The sequence below is a fragment of the Leptotrichia sp. oral taxon 879 str. F0557 genome (assembly GCF_000469385.1).
GTDB classification, from domain to species: Bacteria; Fusobacteriota; Fusobacteriia; order Fusobacteriales; family Leptotrichiaceae; genus Leptotrichia; species Leptotrichia mesophila.
The window spans coordinates 182314-208106 of the sequence record NZ_KI271343.1 but is presented as its reverse complement, the minus strand read 5'-3'; the positions used below and the strand labels follow the sequence as shown (position 1 = coordinate 208106).

Below are 25793 nucleotides of genomic sequence, written 5' to 3'. Positions count from 1 at the left end.
CGTGGTTCGATTCCGCGTCTGGGCACCATTAAAACAATTAAATTTAAAATATATAGTGCAAATCGGCATTTATGCTGGCTTGCACTTTTTTCTTTTGTTTATGGTACTTTGCAATTTTATCTTGTCTTAATCTGTTTCTATTTATTTCAATACATTAAAAATTTATTGGCATCTGCCTGAGCATTTTCAGAAGAGTATTCGCCATTAATTCTTTTTATCTCATGGTAAATGGTAGATCTGTGCCTGTTAAGGATTTTGGCAATTTTAGAAATCCTGTAATTTTCTTTTAGCAGGACCTCTAGTTTAATTCTTTCATTTATGGTAAAATATTTATGGCTTATGATATATTTCTTTTCGTTAATGTTTTTGTGGTTACTAACATTTTAACACAAAATTATCATAAGTTTTTATATTTTTTTGGTTTTATACAATCTGTGACTTATTATTTTTATTTAGATAGTAAAGGACATAAACATATGGCAGGAGAAATAAGAGAAAATTTTCCATTACGAAATGAACATAAAGAAGTGAAAACAAAAGAAGAGGTGTTTATGGAAGTGATACAAAAAATAGAAAACATGAAAATGACTAACAGAAATAACACTAGACGGTATAATTTGATTTTAGAAGAATTAAATAAAAAAGATTCAGAAATATATAAACATTTGATGGAAGAAATACAATTAAAACTTGATATTGCAAAGAAAGAAAATCAAAATATAAGATTAAATATACCTGTTGCGTTGATAAAACAAGAAGAATTTAATACTGTTGGAAATCCTAAAATGTTTGAAAATTCTAAAATAATACATAAATTTCCTAATCTACCAACAGAACGTGGCTTGGAAAAGGAGAATAACTTTAATACACGTGCAGTGTATGATGGAGTGATAGATTAAATGAAAGCAATAAAAATTGTATTATATTTTTTATTATTATCGACAATTGTTTTTTCTAAATCACAAAAACTAATAGAAAAAAATTTTTATGAATATTATAAAGTCATTGATGAGAAGCCAAAATATGATATTGAAATTTTGAAAATAACAGGTTATTGTGAATATCTTAATGGAAAATGTTTTGGATTAATATATGTAGATGAGGATTTTGCAACTACTTTGACCAAAATAGATATTAACTTATCAAATTTTAGCATAATTAACTATGAGGCTTATTTTGCTAATAATCGCAGATATTTTATGAATGGGAAAGAGAAAATTGTTAAAAATATTAAATTAAAGGGAAAAATAAAAGAGTTGGTAAGAATAATAAAAAGTGACGGTAAAAATTATAAAATAAATAAGATAGACAAAATTAATAAAAAAAATTTAAACTATGAAAAGGTTTATTCAAATTTTATTGTTCTTAAAACAAAAGATTTATCATTTTTTTATATTATGGATGTTAGTAATCTAAAATTTGAAAATTTTGATAAAAAAATTATAGAATTGATTAAAGCACTAGAAACAGAAAATTGATAAAATATTTAAAATTTTAGAAATACAGGGAGAGATATAAAAAAAATGAGAATTTTATTATTATTTTTGCTATTACCAGTAATAATTTTTTCTGAATCACAGGAATTAAGAAAATTAACATATTATAGTTATTTTCCATTTGTTAATGAAAAAGTAGAATCTGGGCTGGAAATTCAAAAATTATCAGCATTTTGTGTATTTAATTCTAACATAGGAGGATGTGATGGTGCGTTATTTATAGAAAATAAGGAAAAAATAAAAAAGTTAAATATAGACTTTCAAAATTTTAATGCAATTGAATATAATGGATATTTTAAAGAAATGAAACCTTATTTTTATTTTGAAAATAAGAAAGTTATAAATGATAAAAAGATGCAGAAAAAAATTAAAAAAATAAGAAAGATGTTAGTAATTAATGAAATAACTGAAAAATTTGAAAATATAAAAAGGGATTCAGTTGATTATTACTCGCTTCCTGAAATAAAAACAAAAACGATCTTTTCTGAATATATAGTTATAAAGTTGCCAGAACTATCCTATCCATTTGTTTTAGACTTCAAGAATGTTAAAAAAAGAATTTCAGATTATGAAAAATACAAAGGCAAAAATATAGATGAATTATACCGTTATTTGGTAAATATAACTCATAATAATACTAAAATTACAGAAAAAGAGTATGAGAAATATTACGAATTTATAGAAAAAGAAATACTATATTCAACTTTTTATCAAGAATTAAATAAGGAAGTTTTTGAGTTAATTAAAGATTTAAATTAAAAAAGAAAGGATTATTAAAATGTCAGATAAAAGCAAAAATAGAAAATATGATACGACAAGAACATAATTTAGAGTTTAGAGCAACTTATAAGGATATAATGTTTAATAATTTATCTAAAGAGGAATTAAAACGAGAGGACGAGAGAATAAAAAAAATATTAAAAGAAATGGAAAAAAGAAAATAAATGAAAAAAATTATTGTAATATGTTTATTATTTATAAATATAGCTATATTTTCAAAAGAACAAACTCCTATTATTTATGATGAAGATATGTTTCCAGGTAATGATTTAGAAATGTTATTTGAATCACCAAATGATGGAATGGCTTCAAAAATGATTTTATATTTTAGTGGAAATTTATATGTTTATTTTAGACAAGATTTATTTAAAAATATAAGTGAAAAGTTTACAATAACTGAAAGATATGAACAATTTATGAGTGAAGAAAGTTTAAGAGATTATTTTTTAGACCATCATGTTCCTGCAATATATGAAGGAAAAGAGGTATATTTTTTATACGGAAGAGCAAATCTTGGAAGAGAACATCTAATTTTAGAATTATATTTTATTGATGAAAAAACTAATGAATTAAAAATAAAAATATTTAGAGAAATGAATAGAGACAAAATAAATGCAGTTGAAAGAATTGTAGAAAAAATTAATGAAGAAAAGTATCCTGTTTCAAAAACAAAACTTACAACTGTACCTAAAGAGAATATTGCAATTATAACAAGAAAAATAAAATATTTTGGTTCAGATAGAGGAATTTCAGGAAACTATAAAGAACTTTATGAAAAAGTGATAGAAATTTTTTCAGATAAATTACCATCGGTTATTCATTATATACGAAAATCAGATTTTGAACTTATAAATTAAATAATTTTAAAAAAGTTAGTTAGTTTATAAAAATTTTGGAGTGTACCCGAAATCTCGGACAGGTAATTTGAAAACTAGTTTTCTATTTGTCAAAATATAGTTAAGGAGAGAAATTTGATTATGAACAAGAGAAGTAAAAGGTACACAGATAAATTTAAAATATATAGTGCAAATCAGTATTTACGCTGGCTTGCACTTTTTTCTTTTGTTTATGGTAAGTTACCCTAATTATGATGTAGTAATTTGTCACGATAGTAATAAATAATTGATATTTTATGATTGTTATTAGCAATAATTAAAGAAAGAAAGGGAAAAATAATGCAGGAAAAAAGTTTTATAAAGCTGCTAAAAAATTATTTAGTATTTCATAACAGAAAAGCAATAGGATATAGTGAAGAAGAAATTAAAAAAATAGAGAAACTATACGATATTGAAGTGAAAGGGGATTTTAGGGAGTTTTTGAGAATTGCAGGGAGAAGTAGTGATGGATTATTAACTTCGACATTAACTTTTTATTATTCCCATATGACTGTTGGAGATAAAATAAGAGAGCAAAATTATGGCAGGAAAAAACTTAAAAACTTAAAATTTAATAATTTCGATAAATCAAAAATATTTTTATTGGCAGTTGAGCCAGATTCTCAATATTATTATATAGACACAGTAAATTTAAATGTATATCTTTATGATGACAACTTAGATGACGAAATAATAGAAGATACAGGGCAAGACTTTGACTCATATATGCTATCTTCAATATATTATTTTAATCCTAAAATGGTTCCACTTTCAATAATTTGCAACGGAGAACTGCTACCTAAAAATATAATAAATGAAGATAAAACTGTTACATCATATAATATAGACAATTATTTATCAGATGACAAGAAAAATAACAATAGTTTTATATATTTATTGAAAAAATATTTGGAAAAAAATAATAGGCAGGCAATGGGTTATAATGATGAAGAAATCGAAGAAATTGAGAAATTTTATGAAATAACTATAAAAGATGATTTAAAAGACTTTTTTAGGATGGCAGGAAGAAGTGACGGCGGATTATTAGGCAAGATTGGTTTGCTTTTTTACAAAAATTGGGAAGTTAGGAAACGATGCATTTTTCAAGATGATTTTAATGGAGAATGCTTAGTAAAAAATAAATACTATACTGAAGCTAACTGCTATCCATTTATATTTTTTGTAGAGGATAATTTGTACTATTTTGTGACAACACGAGAGAATAGTGAATTTTTAGAGAGCTATACTAAAAAAGATAGAGTTCATTGTTATAATATGAAAACACGGGAATTAACACATACAGGAAAAACATTCAATGAATTTATGGTTGATTTAGTGCGTAAGACTAATCCTAATCTTGAAGTTGAGGAAGAGAAAATAGGAGAAATGATTGATATTAAAATTGATGACGAGGATGTTGCTGGAGAATTGGAAGAGATGAAAATTATTGGAAGTCAGGAAGAAAGAATATTAGAACAGGAAGAAGCAGAAAAATTTGTACTAACTGAAGATGCAAAATTATAATTAACACAGGAGGAAACTGCTAAAAAAGAAGCTGATAAAAATTTGGTGAGACATGGAGCTGGCTAAGCTAAAGAGAAAAAGCGTTTGGAGGAAAGAGAGTTTTATTTTTCTTTATAAGAAAGTTTTGCGTAAGGCGGGGTAGTTCGTAGAATGTTTCGCCATTATCTCTAAGTAGTAGCCAGTTATACATATTTTTAAATGAGGTTTAGTATAAAATTGACAAAATACTATTTCAAGGTATAATAAATAATGAGATTAAGCAAATATTAAAATTAATTATTAAAATTTTTTATAGGGAGATGGTACTATGTCAAAAATAAGAAAAGTTGTGGTATTTTTGATGTTTGTTTTTTGTAGTTTGATGATGTTTTCGAGTGAAAATTTGCAGCTGGAAAAGGTTGTGATTTTCAGCAGGCATGGGCTGCGTTCACCATTAACATCGCCGGGGAGCAGATTGTCGAAGGTAACTCCGTATGAATGGGAGAACTGGGATGTTCCCGCAAGCCATTTGACAAAAAAAGGCGCTATTCTGGAAACTTATTTTGGACAGTATATAAATGACTGGTTAATACAAAATGAAGTTATAAAAAAAGGAGAGTGCTTAAGTCCTGATAATGCCCAAATTTATACAAATAGCCTGCAAAGAACAATTGCAACTGGGCAATCACTTACAACTGGGATATTTCCGGGATGTGATATTAAAACAGAGCATAAAATGGAAATAGGGAAAATGGATCCTGTATTTAATCCGATAATTACAACTGATAATGCGAAATTTAAGGAAGAAGCATTAAAAGGAATGAATTTAAAGAAGCAGAATCAGGAATTGAAAGATTCATACTCTTTATTGAGTAGTGTAATTAACTATATAAAATCTGAAGAATGTTTAAAGGAAGGAAAATGTAAATTTTTTAATGAAGAAGGAACATTAAAAATTGAAAAGGATAAAGAACCAGGAGTAGACGGACCGATAAAATTGGGAACACAGATTGGAGATGCTTTGTTATTGCAATATTATGAAGGATATCCACTAGATAAAATTGCTGGAAATAATATAAATACGAGGGAAAAATGGCAAAAAATAACAGATATAAAAAATGGATATGAAGATTTACTATTTGCAACAGATAAAGTAGCTAAGAATGTGGCTGAACCATTGATAAAATACATTTATAATGATATATATTCTTCAAATCACAAAGTAACGGTATTAGTGGGACATGATTCTAATATAGTTGCTATGTTGGCTGCGTTAGGCTTTAAAGATTATAAGCTGGAAGAGCAGGTTGAAAAAACTCCAATTGGTGGAAAAGTATTCTTTGAAATTTGGAAAGATAAAAAAACAGGAGAAAGAAAAGTAAAAGTTGAGTACATATATCAGACATTGAGTCAAATAAGGGAAACACAAAAATTGACAAGAGAAAATCCACCAAAACATACAGTTTTAGAAATGAAAAATTGTAAAATTAACAGAGGAGGATATTGTCCGTATTCTAAATTTATGACAGAATTAAAAAAATTTAATTAAAAGTTAGAAATTATAAAGAAAGAGTTATTTCGATATAGGATAGCTCTTTTTATATTTGATAAAAATAGAAATTTTAGGTAAAAGCAAGTAAAATCCTAAGTTAATTAGAAGAATTAGATAAGATATTTAAAATGCTTGAAAATAGGGGAAAAAAATAAAAAAAGTTAAGAATTGGATAAATATAGTTAGAATTTATAAGTTTTATTTTAAGCAATATTGCCATAAAAAAAATGACAAAATTGAAAAAATATAGTATAATGTATGATATTATAATAAAACCGCTTTAAAACAGGTGGTATTTTACATAGCTAATTTAATCTTTAGTTAAATTTGACTACATTTGAAAATCAATACTAACCCCCATTTAAAAAATAGAAGCAAAATTCCATAATAATTAAGTCGATAGCCTTGTTAAAAAAATTAAATTTAATTCTTAAAGTATCTGTATAAAAGATTTTCATTTAGATTTTGAAAAATTTCTTATTGTAAAAGAGGGCATGGTGTCTGATGTCCTTACATTATAAAAAATTGAATAAAAATTATTACTAATCATAATGCCTGTAAATAAAATTATAAGAGTTTTCAAGGTGGATACTTAATGATAAAATTTAATTAAAGGGTATTCTAATAGTTACATAGGTTGTATAACAGTATAATCTTATAAAAAATGACTTTGATTGTATGAATTTTTTAATTTCTGCTTTTTAAATGGGAAGTAGTGTAACATTTTAGTAGATAGGAATTTTTTAGAAAGGATAGCAAAATGAATAAAAGAAAAATCGAAGGTGTAATATGGTTTGCTGCTGGACTTGTATTAACAATACTTCTGACAAATAAATCAAGCATGTTGAGTGACAATGTTGGGGAAAATGTTTTTTCACTTATACTGGGTGGAATTATGCTCTTTTTTGGAAAAATGACATGGTTTATAGCGATTGTCGCCATGCTATACGGAATAGTTCTGTTTTTTTACGAGAAAATAAGGGTTGATATAACGCAGGGGAAAGTTGTTGCACTTATCGGAGTATTTCTGAGTCTATCCATGTTTCTAGTAAAAGGTTCAGTTGGTGAGAATCCTTTGCCGAATGTATTTACTGAAGCGGGAAGAAAACTTCTGGAAATAGGGTTTAACCGTGAAAGCGGAGGAGTTCCAGGAGCCCTGCTGTCGATGCCGTTTTATAAGATTTTGCATCTGAAATGGATGACTATTGGATTGGTTGTTGTGCTGGCATTATCTGTCTGCCTTTTGTTAAAGGACTATATAGAGCTTGGTTATGAACTTCTAAGAGAAGTTGTAAGATACTATAAGAGCGACGACTATAAGGAAAAAAAGAGAAAGCTGAAAGCAAAAAAATATGCAGAAAACTTGAAAAAGACAGATTACAAACGTTATCAGAGGGAAATGCTCAAGGCAAAAATTATTCAGTCGAGAAGTGAAAAGCTGAGTTTTGAAATTGCTAAAAAGCCAAAGGATAACTTTTTGCAGAAAACGGAAGTCTATTCCAAAGAGGAATTAGCTGAAAAAGAAAAGGAATGGATTGAAATTTTCGAAGAAAAGGAAAAACAGAAAATTTTGGAAAATTCTAAAAAATCTGAAAATAAAGAAAAAGATAATAAGGAAAAACAGCAAGCTAAAACTGAGAATGTTACAGATTTGTCAGATAATTTAAAAAATAATGAAAATGATGAAAAAAATTTAGATAAAAAAGAACAAGAAGTATCTGAAATTGAAAATAATGGGAAGATAAAAGAGTCATCTGAAACAGAAGAAAATCAGGAAGAAGAGGAAAAAGAACCAAAACTTGAAATTGTAACGCCTTTAAGAAGAGAGTCGGTAGTTAATTCGGCTCAAATGGATCCCAATTTTCAGCAGTTTCCGAAACTCGAAGCGTTTGAAAACAGTGGAGCTGTGAAAAAGGTACTAGAAGAAGAACTGAGAGAAGCAAATGCAATGCTTGATAGTAGTCAGGGATATGATGATATTGTGAAAAAGTCTATTGCTGAAATATTTAAGTCTAAGCCGATGGATTATAAAAAGAAGGAAAAGATTGAAAAGAGTATAAGAGAAAATGTAAGACATCTAGAAAACGTTTTAAAAGAATTCGGAGTGGAAGCAAAAGTTGTTAATTATGAATATGGACCAACAATTACTAGATATGAGATTGTTATTCCAAAGGGTATAAAAGTAAGTAAAGTTACAGGACTTTCAGATGATATAGCAATGAATCTTGCAGCGGAAAGTATTCGTATAGAAGCACCAATTCCTGGAAAAAATACTATTGGAATTGAAACACCAAATAAAATTAAAGAATCAGTACATTTTTCAAATATTATAAAAAATAAAGAGCTTGATAATGGGGAGTTAAAAGTGATTCTGGGAAAAGATATAGTTGGAAGAGATAAGCTAATAGATATTGCAAAAATGCCACATTTGCTAATAGCAGGACAGACAGGTTCAGGAAAGTCTGTAGCAGTAAATACATTAATTTCCACATTAATTTCCAAGAAGTCTGAAAAGGAAGTAAAATTTATAATGATAGATCCAAAGATGGTAGAGCTTATGCCATATAATGATATTCCACATTTGCTAGTTCCAGTAATAATAGATCCACAGCAGGCGGCAATTGCACTAAAATGGGCTGTAAATGAAATGGAAAACAGATACAAGAAGCTTATGGAAAATGGTGTAAGAAACATAAAAAAATACAATGATCTTAGTTATGTGGAAAAAATGCCCTATATTGTCATAATTATTGATGAGCTAGCTGATCTTATGATGGTTGCGGCTGGAAGTGTTGAAGAATCGATTGCAAGAATCGCACAGAAGGCAAGAGCTGTAGGAATTCATCTAGTTGTAGCGACGCAACGTCCATCTACAGATGTCATAACTGGAATGATAAAAGCAAATTTGCCAAGTAGAATTTCCTTTGCGTTGAGATCTCAAATTGACTCAAGAACTATATTGGATACAGCTGGTGCTGAAAAACTGTTAGGACAGGGAGATATGCTTCTTCTTGCCAATGGATCTTCAAAGCTGGAAAGAATTCAAGGAGCATATATTTCGGATGATGAAGTTAAGAATTTGACTGACACATTAAAGTCTGCTAGAAAAGTAAAATACAGGAATGAAATTCTGGAAGAGTCACAGGAAGAAATGATAGACGTCGATCCTTTTTTTGAAAATGCAATAAATATTATAAGACAGGAGAACAAGGTATCAATTTCATTGTTACAACGTAAATTAAAGGTAGGATTTAACAGGGCTTCAAGGATTTATGAACAGCTTAAGGAACATGGTGTAATAAGCTTTGATGACCAGATATTAGTTGATAATATTGATGAAATAAATTAAATTTATAATAATAATTTGTATATTATTTAAATTCACAGTTAAAGTTACTTGAGTATATTTAAAAAAAATGGTAAAATACATACAAGAATGAAAAATATAATAATTATTTCATAATAACTAAGTTTAAATTATACAGTAAAAATGTTTAAAACTAGAATTAAGATTTATAATATTTAATTTATCTAATTTTAAAAAGTTTGAGCAATTGCTGTAATCAAAAGCAAAAAATAAAATAAAGGAGATAGAATAGATGAAATTTTTGGATATTTTTAAAACAAATATAGCACCAAGAGGTACACGTGATATAGCTATTGACTTAGGAACGGCAAATACTGTCGTGTATGTTAAAGGAGAAGGGATTCTGGTAGATGAGCCAACTTATGTTGCAATTAACAAGAAAACTGAGGAATTAGAGCATATTGGTGAAAAAGCTAAAGAGATAATCGGAAGAACTGCTAAACATACAAGAATTATACGTCCGTTAAAAAATGGAGTAATCTCAAACTATGAAGTTACAGAAAGAATGCTTGAAGAATTTTTACATAGAATAAAAAAAGATAGATTTCAAAGTTCGAGAGTTATAATCTGTGTTCCAAGTGGAGTTACACAAGTTGAAAGAAGAGCTGTAATAGAGGTTGTGAAGGATGCTGGAGCAAAAGAGGTTTACTTAATTGAAGAGCCGATAGCGGCTGCAATTGGTGTTGGAATTGACTTGTTTGAGCCAAAAGGGCATTTGATAGTTGATATAGGTGGAGGAACTACAGAAATTGCATTTATTGTATCGGGTGGAGCGGCACTGTCAAGATCAGTTAAAATCGCTGGAGATCACTTAAATGAAGATATTATGGAATTTGTAAAAGAAGAATACAATCTGTTGATTGGTGAAAAAACGGCTGAGGAATTAAAAATAAATACAATAAGCCATGCTGATCCAGATGCTGAATATGAAATAAAAGGACGTGAACTAGGGGTTGGATTGCCAAAAAGCTTGAAAGTAAAGGCTTCAGATATTGACAAGGCGATTAGAAAACATATTGATGCCATTATTGATGAAATAAGGCTTACGATAGAGGAAATAGAACCTGAGATAGCGGCAGATGTTTATGAAACAGGAATTTATCTGTCTGGTGGAGGAGCAGGAATAAGAATTTTGAAAAAGAGAATAGAAGAAGAATTGTCATTAGATGTGACAGTTGGTGAAGAAGCAATTCACGCAGTTGTGTTAGGAATTGCAGAAGTTCTTACAGACTTTAATAAATATAAGAATATTATTATTTCACCAACATACGAATATTAATTTAATAATATAAAATTTAGGGGAATTTTCTGAAGTTATAGTTAAAGGAGAATTCCCCTATTAATGCAATGGAAATAAATTTAAGATAAATGGTAGAATATGGAAAATTTTGAAAATAAAAAAAATGAAGAAATGGAAGAGATTAAAGAAAATAATAGAATCAATAACATTGAAGAAAAAATTGAAACAATAATCTTTTTATCGAAGGAAATGATAAGCATAAAGGAGCTAGCACAGTTTTATGGAATGGAATATTTTGAAATAGAGGAAATATTGTGTAATTTAAAGGAAAAGCGGAAAAATACAGGAATAAATATAAAAATTGAAAATGGAATCGTATGTCTTGTATCAAATCCACTTTTTGGCTCTGATGTGAAACGGTTTTTTAATCCAGAAATGAAATTAAAGAAATTATCCCGTTCAGCAATGGAAACATTAGCAATCATCGCATATAAAGGGCCTATAACTAAAGCAGAAATAGAGCAGATTAGAAGTGTCGGTGTAGACAAGACTATGTCAAACCTATTGGAAAGAAAACTAATTTATATTTCTGGGCGGAAAAAAACAGCTGGAACACCAAATTTATATGAAGTAACAGATGATTTTTACAGTTATCTGAATATCCATGGAAAACAGGAACTGCCAGGAAATGAGCAGTTTCAAAAAATTGAGTTGCTTTACAAAGAAGATGAAAAGGCAGAAAATGAAGACACAAAAGAGGGAGAAAAATTAAATTCAGAAGAAGATTCGGAACTAAAAGCAAAAGAAGAAATTGAAAAAATAAAAGAGTAGAAAAAAAGAGGTAAATAAAATGAGATTAAATAAATTTATAGCTGAAACGGGATTTTGTTCACGTAGGAAGGCTGATGAACTGATAAATGAAGGAAGAGTTACTGTAAATAAGCATGAGGCGATTATTGGAATGGATGTGAAGCCTGAAGATGTGGTCAAAATTGATGGAGAAAGAGTAAAACTTAATACAAGATATGAATATTACATTTTAAATAAGCCCAAAAGAGTGATTTGCTCAAATGAAGACAAGTTTGGGCGTAGACTTGCAGTAGACTTTATAAAATCACGTGCCAGACTTTTTACTTATGGAAGATTAGACTTTATGACAGAAGGGTTAATTATAATCAGTAACGATGGGGAAGTTTACAATCACGTAATGCATCCACGAAAAAAATTGTATAAAAGCTACATTGCAAGAGTTAGCCGTGAAATTGAAGACAAGGATATTGAGGCACTGCAGCATGGAGTTGTAATTGACGGGAAAAGAACTGCACCAGCAAAAGTTAAGAAAATTGACAAAAAGGAACTTAGAATTGCAATTTTTGAAGGAAGAAACAGGCAGATAAGAAAAATGCTGGAAACATTGGGATATAATGTTAATTCATTAAAACGTATTAAAGTGGGAGAACTTACGCTTGGTAATTTACAAGTGGGAGAATATCGTGCTTTGAATGAAGATGAAATTAAATATCTAAAAAGTTTATAAATTTCTGGCAGGAGGAAAAAATTGGGAAATAATAAAAAATCAATCTTTTTAATAGATTTTGATATAACAATCAGTAAAAAAGATTCGACAGATGTTTTGCTTGAAACACATCAGCCTGAATTTAAACAGGAACTGCGAAAAAGATACAGAGCTGGAGAATATTCTATAAGAGAGTTTATAAAATATGGACTAGGCTCTTTAAATATCACAAAAGAGCAGTATATCCAGACTTTACAGGAAAATGTGACAATTGATGAAACTTTTGTAGATTTTGTAAAAAGTGGAGCAGAATTTAAAATTGTTAGTGCAGGTGCAAGGCTAAACGTACAGGGAACACTATCAAAATATGGTATAAACTTGCCAGATAGCGAAGTTATATCAAATGATTTAAAATTTAGTGGAACTGATAAAAACCAAATTACTGTGGAAAATCCATTTTTGGACAAGGAAGGCTATTACGGCGTTGACAAGAAGGAAGCTGTAGAAAATTATAAGAAACAGGGCTATACAACTTATTTTGTAGGCGATGGTCCGTCTGATTACAAAGCATTGGAAGTGGCTGATTTTGCTTTTGTAAGAAAAGGGACTAGGGCGGTTAAGTTTTGTGAAGAAAATGGAATTGAGTTTTTTAAGTTTGGGGATTTTGACGAGATTTTGGAGTGGGTAGAAAATAATAAGAAATTTTAATTTAAGAAAAGAGTGCTTTTAAAATGAAAAAATTTAAAATAATAATAGAAAAACATGTTTCAGAAGAATTTGAAGTTGAAGCAGAAAATATCGAAGAAGCATTTAATATTGCAGAGAAAAAATATTATAGTGGAGAATTTGTACTTGAACCAGGAAATGTTTCATATAAACTTATGTTTGGAGAAACAGTTGACAGAAAAGAAAGTATAGAATGGATTGAATTTTAAATTATATAAGATTTTTGGAGTTTGGAATGAAACAATATGAAGCTGTTATTTTGACAATTGAAAGATTAGGTGGAGTTGCCACTTTAGGAGAATTAAACCACGAAGTTTTTAAAATTAAAGAGTGTGAATGGAAAACTAAAACACCATTTGCAAGTATTCGGAGAATAGTTCAGCAAAGAAAAGAAATTTATAAAATAAAACCAGGACTTTATGGATTAGAGCAATTTAGAAAAGAAAATGAGTTAAAAGGAATAATTCAAGAAGATGAAAAAAATAAAAATTCTGAAGAAATAAAAAACTTTAACCATTCATATTATCAAGGATTACTTGTAAATATGGGAAATTTAAAAAATTTGAAAACATTTATACCGAATCAAGATAAGAATAAAAAATTTATTGATAAAAAATTAAGTGAAATATCTTCACTTAATGAAATTCCAATGTTTACGTATAAAGAATTGGTAAAAAGAAGTTCGACGATTGACGTTATATGGTTTAATGAAAGAAAAATGCCACATTCTTTTTTTGAAGTTGAGCATTCTACCGATATACAAAATTCATTGTTGAAATTTTATGATTTACAAGATTTTTATACCAGAATGATTATTGTAGCAGATAAACGTCGGAAAAAAGAATTTGAAAATAAGATAGGATATACAGCATTTAATGAACTAAAAGCCAGAGTTAAATTTTTAGATTATGAGGAATTAGTTAAACAATATGAACAAACGATAGAAAGGTTATCATTCAATACTCTTTTATAAAGTGTGGAAGCTAGCTGGAATTGAAAAATTAGGTTATAAAAAATAAGGATAAATGGGAATGGAGGAAAAATGTTAAGCAAAGAAGATGTTTTAAAAATAGCAGCACTTTCTAAATTGGAATTTTCGGAAAGTGAAATTGAGAAATTTAGGGTGGATTTGAATAAAATATTTGAGCATATGGAAGAGTTGAATGGGGTTGATACGACTGATGTAGAGCCACTTTTTAATGTGCTGGACTTAAAAGATAAATTGAGAGAAGATAAAGTTAGGGATGCTGGAATTAAGAAGGAAATTTTAGAAAATTCACCTAATAAGGATGAGGAATTTATAATTGTACCAAAAGTTGTTGGAGAAAATGCGGATAATTAGAAAAATTGGAAAGGTGGAAAAATGAATTTATACAAAAAAGCAGCTAGCGAACTGGCTGAAATGATAAAGAATAAAGAGATTACTTCAGAAGAAGTTACAAGAAATTTTTTAGATAGAATAAAATCTGTTGAAGATAAGGTTGGGGCTTTTTCTAATATTTTTGAGGAGAAGGCATTGGAACAGGCTCGAAAAATTGATGAAGAAAATAACGAAGAAGGAAGAAAAAAATATGAAAATACAGGACTTTTTGGAGTGCCTGTGGCGTTGAAGGATAATATTGTTTCAAAGGGAGATTTGACAACTGCGGCTTCACAAATTCTGAAAAATTATGTGGGAGTTTATGATGCTACTGTTGTGAAAAAGTTAAAGGAAGCTGGAGTAGTACTGGTTGGAAAGGCTAATATGGATGAGTTTGCGATGGGATCTTCAAATGAAAATTCGTCAATAAAGTCAGCATCTAACCCTTGGGATTTGGAAAGAGTGCCAGGAGGAAGCAGTGGGGGATCGGCAGCTGCGGTTGCGGCTAGTGAAATACCTGTTGCTTTGGGGACGGATACTGGTGGAAGTATTAGACAGCCTGCGAGCTTGACTGGAACTGTGGGAATAAAGCCAACTTATGGAAGAGTTTCGAGATACGGGCTTATGGCATTTGGTTCTTCATTGGATCAGATCGGGGCTTTGGCAAAAAGTTCACAAGATTTGGCAAGAGTTATGCAGATAATTTCAGGATATGATGAAAATGATCCGACAACTGCGGATGTGGAAGTGCCAGATTATTTATCTTTGCTTGAAAATGATATAACAGGATTAAAAATTGGGCTTCCAAAAGAATATTTTTCAGATGAACTGGATAAATCAATAAAGGAAGTTGTGGATAAAACTGTGGAAACATTGAAAAAACTTGGAGCGGAAGTGAAGGAAGTATCGTTGCCTTACACAAAATACGCAATTTCCACTTATTATATAATTTCATCTGCTGAGGCGGCTTCAAACTTGTCAAGATATGACGGAGTGAGATATGGAGTTAGAAAAAGTGATGAGAATATTGAAGAAATGTATGTAAAATCACGAACAGAAGGTTTTGGAGATGAAGTTAAGCGTAGAATTATGATTGGAAATTATGTGTTAAGTTCTGGATTTTATGATGCTTATTATAAAAAGGCTTCACAAGTTAGAAGATTAATAAGAGATGATTTTTCACGAGTTCTTTCAGAAGTCGACTTGATTTTGACACCAGTTTCTCCAACAACAGCGTTTAAAAAAGGTGAAAAAAATACAGATCCTGTTCAAATGTACCTAGCTGATATCTACACAGTTTCGGTAAATATGGCAGGATTGCCTGCAATATCAGTGCCAGGTGGCTTTGTAAATGGACTTCCTGTAGGAATACAGCTGATTGGAAATTACTTTAGAGAAGACTTATTGTTTAATGTGGCAAATAAATTTGAGAAAGAACGTGGAGAGATAGAGTATCCTGAATTGTAAAATTAAAAAGGATGTATATAATAATTATGAATAACTGCTATTTATGTAAACAAGTTTTTTTCTAAAGAGAATGAATCAGTAGAACATATAATTCCTATTAAAAAATATAGTTGAAGTTAGAGAAACAAAAAGAACAAATAATAACTATCATAGTTTATTTCTATTTAAAAATCCTATAACGACAAGAATAACTTGTTATGTTTTATATTTTAGCAAGTATTTTAATAATTATTTCAAAGTTGAATTATCAAAAAATTATATAGAAAAAAATTTTGATTTTGACTTTTATTTGTATAATTTAATAAAAAATACAGAAGAAAAAGAAATTTCAAAAAAGATTCAATATGAAATAGAAACAATATTAAATAAAGAATTAGAAAATAAAGAAAATGATTCAAGAGAACTAAATGAAGTGGGAGAAACCATTGAAGAGTTAATGATAAATATGATTATTACTAATATACTATGAAAGGAAAAATAAAAAAAATGAGTATGGAATATGAAACAGTCATCGGACTAGAAGTGCATTGTCAATTGAAAACGAATACGAAAGTATGGTGTTCTTGTGATGCAGATTACGATAATAAAGAACCTAATACTGCGGTATGTCCTATTTGTACAGGGCAGCCTGGGGCTTTGCCGAAGTTGAATGAAAAGGTGCTGGATTATGCGATAAAGGCGGCACTTGCACTTGGATGTGAGATAAACAGGGAGAGCTATTTTGATAGAAAAAATTATTTTTATCCTGATTCGCCAAAAAATTATCAAATTACACAGTTTTTTAAGCCTTATGCTGAAAATGGAGTTTTGAAAATTATGACAAATAGTGGAAAAGAGGCAAGTGTCGGGATTGAAAGAATACAGATTGAGGAAGATACGGCAAAAAGTATTCATACGGCTTCTGAAACTTTGCTAAATTATAACAGGGCCTCCGTACCGTTAATCGAGATTATTTCAAAGCCTGAGATAAAAAATGCTGAGGAAGCGTATGCTTATTTGAATACATTGAAGGATAGGCTGAAATATACGAAAGTCAGTGATGTAAGTATGGAACTTGGATCACTTAGATGTGATGCTAATGTTTCTGTTAGAAAAAAAGGCGAAACAAAACTTGGAACTAGAACAGAAACTAAGAACTTGAACTCGTTTAAGGCGGTTGTAAAGGCGATTGAATATGAAACAAACAGACAAATTGAAGTGCTTGAAAATGGCGGGCGTGTAGTTCAGGAAACAAGACTTTGGGATGAGGAAAATGCGGTTACAAAGCCGATGAGAAGCAAAGAGGAAGCGATGGATTACAGATATTTTCCAGAGCCTGACTTGCCAGCGATTATCATTACTGAATCAAGACTTTCAAATGTAAAGGATGAAATGCCTGAATTTGCAGATGAGAAGGCAAAAAGATTTATTAATGAGTATAAATTGAATGAAATGGAAGCGGCTACTCTTTCATCAGAGCAGGAACTGGCTGAGTATTATGAGGAAGTTGTAAAAGTTTCGGATGATGCAAGACTTGCGGCAAACTGGGTATTGACAGAAATTTTACGTGTGCTAAAAGAAAAAAATATTTCTATTGAGGAGTTTTCTGTTGAGCCTGAAAATATTGGAAAATTAATTAAATTGATAAAAGCTAATACGATTAGTTCAAAAATAGCAAAAGATGTGTTTGAAATCTTGCTTTCAGAAAATAAAGATCCTGAAATTATCGTAAAGGAAAAAGGGCTTGTGCAAATTACAGACAACAGCGAAATTGAAAAGATTGTAGAGCAGGTGCTGGCTGAAAATCCTCAATCAGTGGAAGATTATAAGGCTGGAAAGAGTAACGCATTAAAATATCTTGTGGGACAGTCAATGAGATTGTCTAAAGGCAAGGCTAATCCACAAATGATTAATGAAATGATTTTAGCAAGACTTGAAGGTTAATATTGGTTAAATTAGGAGAAAAATGAAAAAAGGTAATAAAAAAAGTAGTATTATTGACAGAGCAAAGTCAAATGTAGAAAAAAATAGAAAAGAGAAGAAAGTTGAAAAATTTTTCCAAAAGCTGAAAAAATATATAAATACATTTAATGGACGATTTATATTGTTATTTCTTTTTACAATTACAGGATTTGTAATGCTGCTAGGAAGAGTTTATCATCTTCAGACAAAAGGCGGAAAGAAATACAGGGCAGATGCTGAAAAGAAATATTCTTCTGAATACTATGTAAAGCCTAAAAGAGGGAAAATATCAACGAGCGATGGACAAGTTCTGGCGTATGACAATGAGCAGTTTATAGTCATATTGGATCCGACATTGATTGATGAGGAAAATATTGATACGGTCCTGGATATGCTGAAAAGGTATATAGATCCGTTTGAAACTGATAAGTACAGGGCAGATTATGCTGAAAAGAAAAGACAGTCTAAACAATATCTAAAAATAGACAGCAAGATTTCCTACCAGACAAGAATGGCGATTGAAGCAGAAATTGATAATGACAGGAAAGAAGCCAGAAAAAATAAGGGAAAATATAAGAGAAAATTTAAGGGTGTAACATTTGAAACTGCATTTACAAGAAACTACGTACAAAACGACGCTTTTCAGGAAACGCTTGGGTATGTGAATAATGAAAACAGAGGTGTTTATGGAATTGAAAAGTATTATGACAAGGAGCTTTCAGGAGAAAGAGGAGTAGTAAAAGGCCTTAGAATACCAGAGGCATTTTTACGTCTTGTAAAGATAAATAATAAGGAAAATTCACGGAAAGTTAAAGATGGGAATAATATTGTGCTTACGATTGACAGCTTTATTCAATATGCGTTGGATGAGGAGCTGAGAACGACTTTTGAAAAGTATAATGCAGACTCTTCAATGGGAATTGTTATGGAAGTGGAAACGGGAAAGATAGTTGCAATGTCATCTTATCCAAAGGCAACAGAGAAAGCAAATATAAAAAACAGGACAATTACAGACTTCTTTGAACCAGGATCAATATTTAAGCCAGTAACAGTTGCGACGGGACTGGAGACCAAAGTGATTAATCCAAGTGCAAGAATCTATTCTCCGGGATCTATTCAGGTGCAGGATAGAATAATAAAAGATCATGACGGTAAGGCAATGGGAAATCTAAGCCTTATGGATGCGATTGCATATTCTTCAAATGTTGCGATGGTAAAAATTGGACTAATGGTAAATAGGGATATTTTTCATCATTATCTTACAGATATTGGGCTTGGAGCAAAAACTGGAGTAGATACTTATTTCGAGTCTACCAAAAAGCTATTGAAATTACGTGAACTTACAGAAGTTAAGCAGGCAAACATATCTTTTGGGCAAGGAATATCAATGACACAAATTCAAATACTTATGGCACTTAATACAGTTATAAATAATGGAAAACTTATAAAACCATATATAGTTGATAGAATTGAAGATAGTAATGGGAAAATAGTTGAACAAAACAAGCCTATTGTAATAAAAAAAGTATTTAGTGACGAAGTTTCAAGACTAAATAGAAAGTATATGGAGGCTGTCGTAAATTATGGAACTGGAAATGATGCATATATTCCAGGTTATAGAATTGGAGGAAAAACAGGAACGGCTCAGAAATCGGGAATTGGAGGATATGAGAAAGGAAAATATTTCAGTTCGTTTTTTGCGTTCTTTCCAGTAGAAAATCCTAAGTATGCTCTGATTATTACGATTAATGAGGCAAAAGGAAAATATTATGGATCAGAGGTTGCATTACCATCAGTAAGAAATATTCTTACAAAATTAATTGAATATAAGCGAATAGGACCTGATGGTCAATCTAAAAAAGAGGAAACGAGAAAAAAGGCAGAATTCGTACAGAAGGAAAAGAAAAAAGATTTAACTAAGATAAAGAAGGATTTTGAAAAAAATATTATGCCTGATTTGACAGGAGTTAGTCTAAGGGAATTTTTATCGATTTATCCACAAGGGAAATTTTCACCGTATGAAATTACTGGGAGTGGAGTAGTAGTATCACAATTTCCTGAAAAAGGTACTAAACTTGATAAACAGACGAAGATACAGATAATGCTGGAGTAAAAGTATCTTTTATAAAAATTAATTGAGGAAGAAATGTTAAGGGGTAAAAATGTATTATTATGAAATTTATGTGGAAAATAATCAGGGAATATACACGTATAAATCGGAAGAGACGTATGAAATCGGTCAATGGTGCATTGTCAATTTTATAAATAAGGATAAAATGGGGCTTATTATAGCAATCGTTAATGAAAATCAGATTCAGTTTGATATTTCAAAAGTGAAAAAAATTAAGGATGCTGCCCCAGTTTTGTCCATTCCATCCGATATTATGCAACTTATAAGGTGGATAAAAAATTATTATATAAGTGATTATTATAGCGTAATAAAGGCAGTTTATCCAGGAGCATTGAAGTTAAATTATTCTAAAAAAGCCATTTTTCAAAGGGAATTTTCTGAAAATAATGAAACTTTGGAAGTGGAAAAAATTGAGGAAATAAAAAAATTTAACGAATATATGAAAAAACGTCAGGAAGTTACGGTTGTAACTTTGAAAAAGAATTTTTCCAGCGAAATTGTGGAAAGAGCTGTAAATGAAAAGATTATTTCAATTGAAAAGAAAGTTATTTTAAATTCTAAAATTTCAAAAAGAGAAAAGGAAAAAAGTGAAATTGTAGAAAAGGAAATTATTTTGAATGATGAGCAGCAAAAGGCTGTGGATACAATAAAAAATAGTGAAAATCAGATTTTTCTGTTAAAGGGGATAACTGGCTCAGGGAAGACGGAAATTTATATTAAGTTGATAAAAGAAGCCTTGAAACAAGGATTTGGGAGTATCTTTCTAGTTCCTGAAATTTCACTTACAGTTCAGATGATACAAAGGCTTGAGGAGGAATTTCACAATGAAGTGGCTATTCTTCATAGCAAACTTACAGACAAGGAAAAGCGGGAAGAGTGGACTTTCATACGAAATGGAGAAAAGAAAATTGTGATTGGAGCAAGATCGGCGGTTTTTGCACCTGTTCAGAACTTGAAATATATTATTGTGGATGAGGAGCATGAAAATACCTATAAGCAGGAGAATAATCCACGGTATCATGTAAAAAATGTGGCGATAAAAAGGGCATTTTTGCAAAATGAAAATTTGAAAAAAGATGAGAAACTTGAAAAAAATAGTGAATTAGAGAAAAATGATAATTTGGAAGAAGCTGAAATTGTAAAAAGTGAAAAGATAAAAGTGATTTTAGGTTCAGCAACTCCATCTTTTGAAACTTATTATCAGGCACAGCAGGGAGATATTGAATTAATTGAGCTGACAAAACGGTATAAGAATGCTAAGTTACCAAAATTTGAAATTGTGGATTTGAATGAAACAACAGAAAATTTTTCGGAAGAACTGCTAAATAGAATTTCTCAGACTTTACAAAAAAATGAGCAGGTTATACTTATTTTGAATAGAAAGGCATTTTCAAACTTGCTGAAATGCAAGGATTGTGGAAATATTCCAACTTGTCCGAACTGCAGTATTTCTTTAAACTATTACAAATATGATAATCGTCTCAAATGCCATTATTGTGGCTATGAAAAACGCTTTGATAATACGTGCGATGAATGTGGCGGACATAAAATGAGACAAATTGGGGCTGGAACGGAAAAAATTGAAGAGGAACTGGCGACAGCGTTTCCATCGGCGAGAATAGTAAGAGTAGATTCTGAAAGCATAAAGACAAAGCAAAATTATGAAAAAACCTACAACGACTTTAAAAATCACAAATACGACATAATGCTCGGAACACAGATTATCGCAAAGGGCCTGCATTTTTCAAACGTAACATTAGTCGGAGTAATTAATGCTGATATAATTCTAAATTTTCCAGACTTTCGGGCCTCAGAAAAGACTTTTCAGTTATTGACACAGGCTTCAGGGCGTGCAGGACGTGGAGAAAAGGATGGGGAAGTGATTATTCAGACTTTTAATGGCGAAAATGATGTAATAAAAAAAACAATCGAAAGTGATTATGAAGGATATTACAAAAATGAGATGATTATGCGAAAAATGTTAAATTATCCGCCTTTTGGACGAATTATAATTTTGGTAATTTCGGCAACTGAAGAAAATTTGGTAATGGAAAAAGCCAAAATTTTACGTGAAGAGATTATAAGAAATGTAAATGAATCTATGAATTTAACTCAAAATGATTTTATCTCAGATGCTTTCAAATCTCCGATTTACAAAATAAACGGAAGATACCGATACCAGATATTTTTTAAATTTGAAAGAGAAAATATCTTGAAAATAAAAAAAATTATAAAAAAATGTGTGGGCAAATTTCGGGAAAGGGAAAAGAAAGTTAGGGTTACGATTGATGTAGATCCTGTAAATATGATGTAATTTTTTATTTTTAAAAAGGTTTAGTATACTTGGAGGTGGAATTTTTGGGATTCTGCTTCTTTTTTATGTAATAATTTTACAAACACCTTGAAAAATAATAATTTGACTGTTATAATTAAAGCAATAATATTTTTATTCTTGAAAGGGATAATATGGATAGAGATGAATTGGTAATTCCTAGGCACATTGCCATTATTATGGATGGAAATGGACGTTGGGCTAAGGAGCGTGGAAAGATTCGGCTGGAAGGGCATAGGGTTGGGGCTAACAGTCTTGAAAAGATATTAAAGTATGCTGGGAACATTGGCGTGAAATATTTGACTGTGTACGCATTTTCAACTGAAAACTGGAAGAGGCCTGAAAAGGAAGTAAATGGACTTATGGACTTGTTTGCAAAGTATTTGGATAAAGAGAAGAAAAATTTAAAAAAACAAGGCGTAAAATTACTTGTTACAGGAGCAAAGGAAAATATTTCACAAAAATTGCTAAAGAAAATTGAGGAAACTGAAAATTATTTGGCGGATTGTGAGAATATTGTTTTTAATATAGCGTTTAATTATGGTGGACGTAGAGAGATTGTTGATGCTGTGAACAAAGTTTTGGAAACTAAACTTTTGGATCAATCAAGTGAAATAATAGAAGAGAAGTTTAATAATGAAAATAATGGACTGAATGTTACAAAAAAAGTAGTAAATGGGTTTGTAGATAAAAAGAAAAGTTCAGAAAATATAAAAATTACAGAAGAAGAATTTTCTAAATTTATGTACCGTCCAGAAATTCCAGATCCAGAACTTGTAATCAGAACAAGCGGAGAATTTAGAATAAGTAATTTTTTGCTTTGGGAAATTGCCTATTCAGAGTTTTACATAACAGATGTTTACTGGCCTGATTTTAACGAAGAGGAATTAGATAAAGCAATTTTATCCTTTAATAAAAGGGATAGAAGATACGGAGGACTGAATGTTAAGTAGATTATTTATTATTTTGTTATTTGTACCTTTCCTTTTATGGATATTTTTAAAGGGAAATGTGATGTTTCTAATATTTACACTTGTAATAACTGGAATGTCCCTGTTTGAATTTTATAAAATGCTAAAGGATAAGGGCTTTGAGGTGGCAAGCAGAATTGGAATGGGACTTGGTCTATTTTTACCAGTTGCAATATATTTTCAGGAAAATTCAAAAAATATTTTTTCATATTTCAGATTTGCTCTTTTTAAGCAGATTAACTTTGATATGGGTGGATTTATTGTATTTGCAATAATTCTTCTGTCTTTAAGGCAGGTTTTAAAGGTGAAAATTCAAAATGCAATGGCAGAAATTTCCTATACGTTGTTTGGAATAATCTATGTTTCATATTTATTTTCACATATTTTACTGATAAAATATGAATTTGCAAATGGAAATATTCTGGTTGTAATGACATTTATGTTAATCTGGGCATGTGATATTTCTGCTTACCTTGTTGGAATGGCAATTGGTGGAAAAATATTTAAGCATAGGCTTGCACCAAAAATCAGTCCGAAAAAATCAATTGAAGGTGCGATAGCAGGAATTTTGGGAGTATTTTTAGTAATTTTATTTTTTGACAAAATATATTTATTTATAGCAAATTTTGTATGTGGAATCTCCTTTTTGTCTTCAAACTGTTCAGTAAATTATGATTATGTGGCGATTAGTGGAGGAAAAGCCTTTATTTTAGCACTTGCAATAGGAATTTTTGCAGAATTAGGAGATTTAGTGGAATCTAAGATAAAAAGAGAACTTGAAGTAAAGGATTCTGGGAATTTGCTTTTGGGACATGGTGGATTTTTAGATAGATTTGACAGTGCGTTGTTCGTATTGCCAATCGTATATTATTTTATGAAGTATGTGGCATATTTATAAAAGTTAAGCGTAACTTTAAAACCGTTACAGAAATTTTTATTTCCAAAAAATCACGACAATTTTTAGTTTAATTACAATACCTTTGCGTTAAAAAACTAATATAATAAAAATAATTAAAGAAATAGATACTAATCAAAATTAGAATATTTAAGAGTAAAGTTATAAAATTAAGTTATTGAATGGATAAAAAATAAAACAGAAAAAGGAGAAAAAATAAGAATGAGCATAGATAGAAATAATGAAATAGAAGTAAAAAATGAAGTAGAAAGACAATTTAATATTTTGAGCCGTGGGTGCGATGAAATAATTAATGAGAATGAATTTAAGAAAAAGTTGGAAAAATCAATTTCAACTAATACTCCGCTACGGGTTAAATTGGGGATAGATCCGACAGGTTCGGAGCTTCATTTGGGACATGCTGTACCTTTGAGAAAATTGAAGCAGTTTCAGGATTTAGGTCATGAAGTGCTGTTTTTGATTGGGACTTTTACTGGGAGAATTGGGGATCCAACAGGAAAATCTGAAACTAGGAAGATGTTGTCAGAGGAGCAAGTAAATGAAAATATAAAAACATATTTGGATCAAGTAAAATTGATATTGGACTTGGATAAGATAAAAGTTGTTTATAATGCTGACTGGCTGGAAAAATTATCACTTTCAGATGCATTGAATTTATTGTCACAGTTTACTGTATCGCAAATGATTTCGAGAGAAGATTTTTCAAAAAGATTGTCTGAAAACAAACCAGTTTCATTGATTGAATTTATGTATCCAATTTTGCAAGGATATGATTCAGTTGAACTGAAGGCTGATGTGGAATTGGGAGCAACAGAACAAAAATTTAATTTGCTAAGAGGAAGAGATTTACAGAAAAACTTTGGACAGGAGCAGCAAGTCTGTATGATAATGCCAATTCTGGTAGGTCTTGATGGAGTGGAAAAAATGTCTAAATCACTTGGAAACTACATTGGTGTAAAAGACACTCCAAATGATATGTTTGGTAAAGTTATGTCAATTTCAGATGAATTAATGGAAAATTACTATACAATGATAACAGACGTTCCTTTTGAAAAAATTGAAGAAATCAAGGCTCAAATTGCAGATGGAAGTTTACATCCAATGGAAGCTAAAAAACAATTGGGAGCTGAAGTTGTAAAAATTTACTACGGTGAAGAAGCAGCTAAGGAAGCAAGAGACTGGTTTGAAAACGTATTTAGTAAAAGAAATCTTGACGTAGATTTACCAGAAGTGGAAGTTCCTTATGGAGAAATCAATGTAATTGACTTGCTTGTAAAAGAAGCAAAATTACTTGGAGGAACAAGTGAAGCAAGAAGGCTAATTTCACAAGGTGGATTCAAAATAAATGATGAAGCGATAAAAGATATTAAGGCAAATGTAAATGTCGAAAGCGGAATGATTATTAGGGCTGGGAAAAAGAAAATTGTGAAAGTGAAATAGTAAATTTTAAAATAAAAAATCTCTATTTAGGAATTATTTTTTCTTATGTAGAGTTTTTTTTTAATAAATATTAATACTAAATCCCATTTAGAAATAGAAATAAATTTTTATAATAAGGTTGTTTAATAGAAAATTCATAATTATTAAATTAAATTATTTTTTAGATATTTTGATTAATAA

General features: G+C 30.0%; 22 protein-coding genes. 21 read left to right on the top strand and 1 reads right to left on the bottom strand.

Annotation, left to right across the window (positions count from 1 at the left end; genetic code table 11):
- Positions 1-146: 146 nt before the first annotated feature.
- Positions 147-341 carry a helix-turn-helix domain-containing protein gene (locus HMPREF1552_RS12815; protein ID WP_369750447.1) on the bottom strand — a complete coding sequence of 65 codons (195 nt, stop codon included), beginning with the start codon at positions 339-341 and terminating at the stop codon, positions 147-149.
- A gap of 135 nt (positions 342-476) precedes the next feature.
- Here HMPREF1552_RS12815 and HMPREF1552_RS08945 point away from each other — a divergent pair, with 135 nt between their 5' ends.
- From HMPREF1552_RS08945 to tyrS, 21 genes are all read left to right on the top strand, one after another.
- Positions 477-899, top strand: a complete 423-nt coding sequence (locus HMPREF1552_RS08945) for a hypothetical protein (RefSeq protein ID WP_039901497.1) — start codon at positions 477-479, stop codon at positions 897-899.
- A complete protein-coding gene (locus tag HMPREF1552_RS08940; RefSeq protein ID WP_021744840.1) occupies positions 900-1478 on the top strand; it encodes a hypothetical protein in 579 nt (192 codons plus the stop codon).
- Between the two features lie 45 nt (positions 1479-1523).
- Positions 1524-2255, top strand: coding sequence for a hypothetical protein (locus tag HMPREF1552_RS08935; protein WP_021744839.1), 732 nt, complete (start codon positions 1524-1526; stop codon positions 2253-2255).
- 185 nt (positions 2256-2440) lie between these two features.
- Positions 2441-3133 carry a hypothetical protein gene (locus HMPREF1552_RS08930; RefSeq protein ID WP_021744837.1) on the top strand — a complete coding sequence of 231 codons (693 nt, stop codon included), beginning with the start codon at positions 2441-2443 and terminating at the stop codon, positions 3131-3133.
- Between the two features lie 318 nt (positions 3134-3451).
- Positions 3452-4675 (top strand): SMI1/KNR4 family protein, encoded by a 1224-nt coding sequence (locus HMPREF1552_RS08925; RefSeq protein ID WP_039901496.1) that lies wholly within the window; start codon positions 3452-3454, stop codon positions 4673-4675.
- A 307-nt stretch (positions 4676-4982) separates the two neighbouring features.
- Positions 4983-6203 carry a bifunctional glucose-1-phosphatase/inositol phosphatase gene (gene agp, locus HMPREF1552_RS08920; protein WP_021744835.1) on the top strand — a complete coding sequence of 407 codons (1221 nt, stop codon included), beginning with the start codon at positions 4983-4985 and terminating at the stop codon, positions 6201-6203.
- A gap of 763 nt (positions 6204-6966) precedes the next feature.
- Complete coding sequence (locus HMPREF1552_RS08915) at positions 6967-9555, top strand: DNA translocase FtsK (protein WP_021744834.1); 2589 nt, start codon at positions 6967-6969, stop codon at positions 9553-9555.
- Between the two features lie 250 nt (positions 9556-9805).
- The gene (locus HMPREF1552_RS08910) at positions 9806-10852 is read left to right on the top strand and encodes a rod shape-determining protein (protein WP_021744833.1); all 1047 of its coding nucleotides are present in this window, start codon (positions 9806-9808) and stop codon (positions 10850-10852) included.
- Between the two features lie 99 nt (positions 10853-10951).
- Positions 10952-11644 carry an SMC-Scp complex subunit ScpB gene (scpB, locus tag HMPREF1552_RS08905; RefSeq protein WP_021744832.1) on the top strand — a complete coding sequence of 231 codons (693 nt, stop codon included), beginning with the start codon at positions 10952-10954 and terminating at the stop codon, positions 11642-11644.
- Positions 11645-11663: 19 nt separating this feature from the next.
- On the top strand, positions 11664-12350 hold the full coding sequence (locus HMPREF1552_RS08900; protein WP_021744831.1) for a pseudouridine synthase: 687 nt from the start codon (positions 11664-11666) through the stop codon (positions 12348-12350).
- 21 nt (positions 12351-12371) lie between these two features.
- Positions 12372-13037 carry an HAD-IB family phosphatase gene (locus HMPREF1552_RS08895; protein ID WP_021744830.1) on the top strand — a complete coding sequence of 222 codons (666 nt, stop codon included), beginning with the start codon at positions 12372-12374 and terminating at the stop codon, positions 13035-13037.
- Between the two features lie 23 nt (positions 13038-13060).
- Positions 13061-13264, top strand: a complete 204-nt coding sequence (locus HMPREF1552_RS08890) for a DpnD/PcfM family protein (RefSeq protein ID WP_021744829.1) — start codon at positions 13061-13063, stop codon at positions 13262-13264.
- Positions 13265-13290: 26 nt separating this feature from the next.
- A complete protein-coding gene (locus tag HMPREF1552_RS08885; RefSeq protein ID WP_021744828.1) occupies positions 13291-14028 on the top strand; it encodes a hypothetical protein in 738 nt (245 codons plus the stop codon).
- Positions 14029-14097: 69 nt separating this feature from the next.
- Positions 14098-14397 carry an Asp-tRNA(Asn)/Glu-tRNA(Gln) amidotransferase subunit GatC gene (gene gatC / locus HMPREF1552_RS08880; RefSeq protein ID WP_006805047.1) on the top strand — a complete coding sequence of 100 codons (300 nt, stop codon included), beginning with the start codon at positions 14098-14100 and terminating at the stop codon, positions 14395-14397.
- Positions 14398-14418: 21 nt separating this feature from the next.
- Positions 14419-15882 (top strand): Asp-tRNA(Asn)/Glu-tRNA(Gln) amidotransferase subunit GatA, encoded by a 1464-nt coding sequence (gene gatA / locus HMPREF1552_RS08875; protein WP_021744827.1) that lies wholly within the window; start codon positions 14419-14421, stop codon positions 15880-15882.
- A gap of 486 nt (positions 15883-16368) precedes the next feature.
- A complete protein-coding gene (gene gatB, locus HMPREF1552_RS08865) occupies positions 16369-17805 on the top strand; it encodes an Asp-tRNA(Asn)/Glu-tRNA(Gln) amidotransferase subunit GatB (RefSeq protein WP_039901523.1) in 1437 nt (478 codons plus the stop codon).
- 22 nt (positions 17806-17827) lie between these two features.
- Positions 17828-19936, top strand: coding sequence for a penicillin-binding transpeptidase domain-containing protein (locus tag HMPREF1552_RS08860; protein ID WP_021744824.1), 2109 nt, complete (start codon positions 17828-17830; stop codon positions 19934-19936).
- Positions 19937-19985: 49 nt separating this feature from the next.
- Positions 19986-22268 (top strand): primosomal protein N', encoded by a 2283-nt coding sequence (gene priA, locus HMPREF1552_RS08855; RefSeq protein ID WP_021744823.1) that lies wholly within the window; start codon positions 19986-19988, stop codon positions 22266-22268.
- 152 nt (positions 22269-22420) lie between these two features.
- Positions 22421-23239 (top strand): polyprenyl diphosphate synthase, encoded by an 819-nt coding sequence (uppS, locus tag HMPREF1552_RS08850; RefSeq protein WP_021744822.1) that lies wholly within the window; start codon positions 22421-22423, stop codon positions 23237-23239.
- On the top strand, positions 23229-24155 hold the full coding sequence (locus tag HMPREF1552_RS08845; RefSeq protein WP_021744821.1) for a phosphatidate cytidylyltransferase: 927 nt from the start codon (positions 23229-23231) through the stop codon (positions 24153-24155). Before uppS ends, HMPREF1552_RS08845 begins: the two co-directional genes overlap by 11 nt.
- A gap of 219 nt (positions 24156-24374) precedes the next feature.
- On the top strand, positions 24375-25613 hold the full coding sequence (gene tyrS, locus HMPREF1552_RS08840; protein ID WP_021744820.1) for a tyrosine--tRNA ligase: 1239 nt from the start codon (positions 24375-24377) through the stop codon (positions 25611-25613).
- The last annotated feature ends 180 nt before the right edge of the window (positions 25614-25793 follow it).

Excerpts from the sequence above, each read along its gene's own strand:
- HMPREF1552_RS08945 (WP_039901497.1), top strand. The coding sequence starts at position 477 with ATGGCAGGAGAAATAAGAGAAAATTTTCCATTACGAAATGAACATAAA.
- HMPREF1552_RS08940 (WP_021744840.1), top strand. The coding sequence starts at position 900 with ATGAAAGCAATAAAAATTGTATTATATTTTTTATTATTATCGACAATT.
- HMPREF1552_RS08935 (WP_021744839.1), top strand. The coding sequence starts at position 1,524 with ATGAGAATTTTATTATTATTTTTGCTATTACCAGTAATAATTTTTTCT.
- HMPREF1552_RS08930 (WP_021744837.1), top strand. The coding sequence starts at position 2,441 with ATGAAAAAAATTATTGTAATATGTTTATTATTTATAAATATAGCTATA.
- HMPREF1552_RS08925 (WP_039901496.1), top strand. The coding sequence starts at position 3,452 with ATGCAGGAAAAAAGTTTTATAAAGCTGCTAAAAAATTATTTAGTATTT.
- agp (WP_021744835.1), top strand. The coding sequence starts at position 4,983 with ATGTCAAAAATAAGAAAAGTTGTGGTATTTTTGATGTTTGTTTTTTGT.
- HMPREF1552_RS08915 (WP_021744834.1), top strand. The coding sequence starts at position 6,967 with ATGAATAAAAGAAAAATCGAAGGTGTAATATGGTTTGCTGCTGGACTT.
- HMPREF1552_RS08910 (WP_021744833.1), top strand. The coding sequence starts at position 9,806 with ATGAAATTTTTGGATATTTTTAAAACAAATATAGCACCAAGAGGTACA.
- scpB (WP_021744832.1), top strand. The coding sequence starts at position 10,952 with ATGGAAAATTTTGAAAATAAAAAAAATGAAGAAATGGAAGAGATTAAA.
- HMPREF1552_RS08900 (WP_021744831.1), top strand. The coding sequence starts at position 11,664 with ATGAGATTAAATAAATTTATAGCTGAAACGGGATTTTGTTCACGTAGG.
- HMPREF1552_RS08890 (WP_021744829.1), top strand. The coding sequence starts at position 13,061 with ATGAAAAAATTTAAAATAATAATAGAAAAACATGTTTCAGAAGAATTT.
- HMPREF1552_RS08885 (WP_021744828.1), top strand. The coding sequence starts at position 13,291 with ATGAAACAATATGAAGCTGTTATTTTGACAATTGAAAGATTAGGTGGA.
- gatC (WP_006805047.1), top strand. The coding sequence starts at position 14,098 with ATGTTAAGCAAAGAAGATGTTTTAAAAATAGCAGCACTTTCTAAATTG.
- gatA (WP_021744827.1), top strand. The coding sequence starts at position 14,419 with ATGAATTTATACAAAAAAGCAGCTAGCGAACTGGCTGAAATGATAAAG.
- gatB (WP_039901523.1), top strand. The coding sequence starts at position 16,369 with ATGAGTATGGAATATGAAACAGTCATCGGACTAGAAGTGCATTGTCAA.
- HMPREF1552_RS08860 (WP_021744824.1), top strand. The coding sequence starts at position 17,828 with ATGAAAAAAGGTAATAAAAAAAGTAGTATTATTGACAGAGCAAAGTCA.
- priA (WP_021744823.1), top strand. The coding sequence starts at position 19,986 with ATGTATTATTATGAAATTTATGTGGAAAATAATCAGGGAATATACACG.
- uppS (WP_021744822.1), top strand. The coding sequence starts at position 22,421 with ATGGATAGAGATGAATTGGTAATTCCTAGGCACATTGCCATTATTATG.
- HMPREF1552_RS08845 (WP_021744821.1), top strand. The coding sequence starts at position 23,229 with ATGTTAAGTAGATTATTTATTATTTTGTTATTTGTACCTTTCCTTTTA.
- tyrS (WP_021744820.1), top strand. The coding sequence starts at position 24,375 with ATGAGCATAGATAGAAATAATGAAATAGAAGTAAAAAATGAAGTAGAA.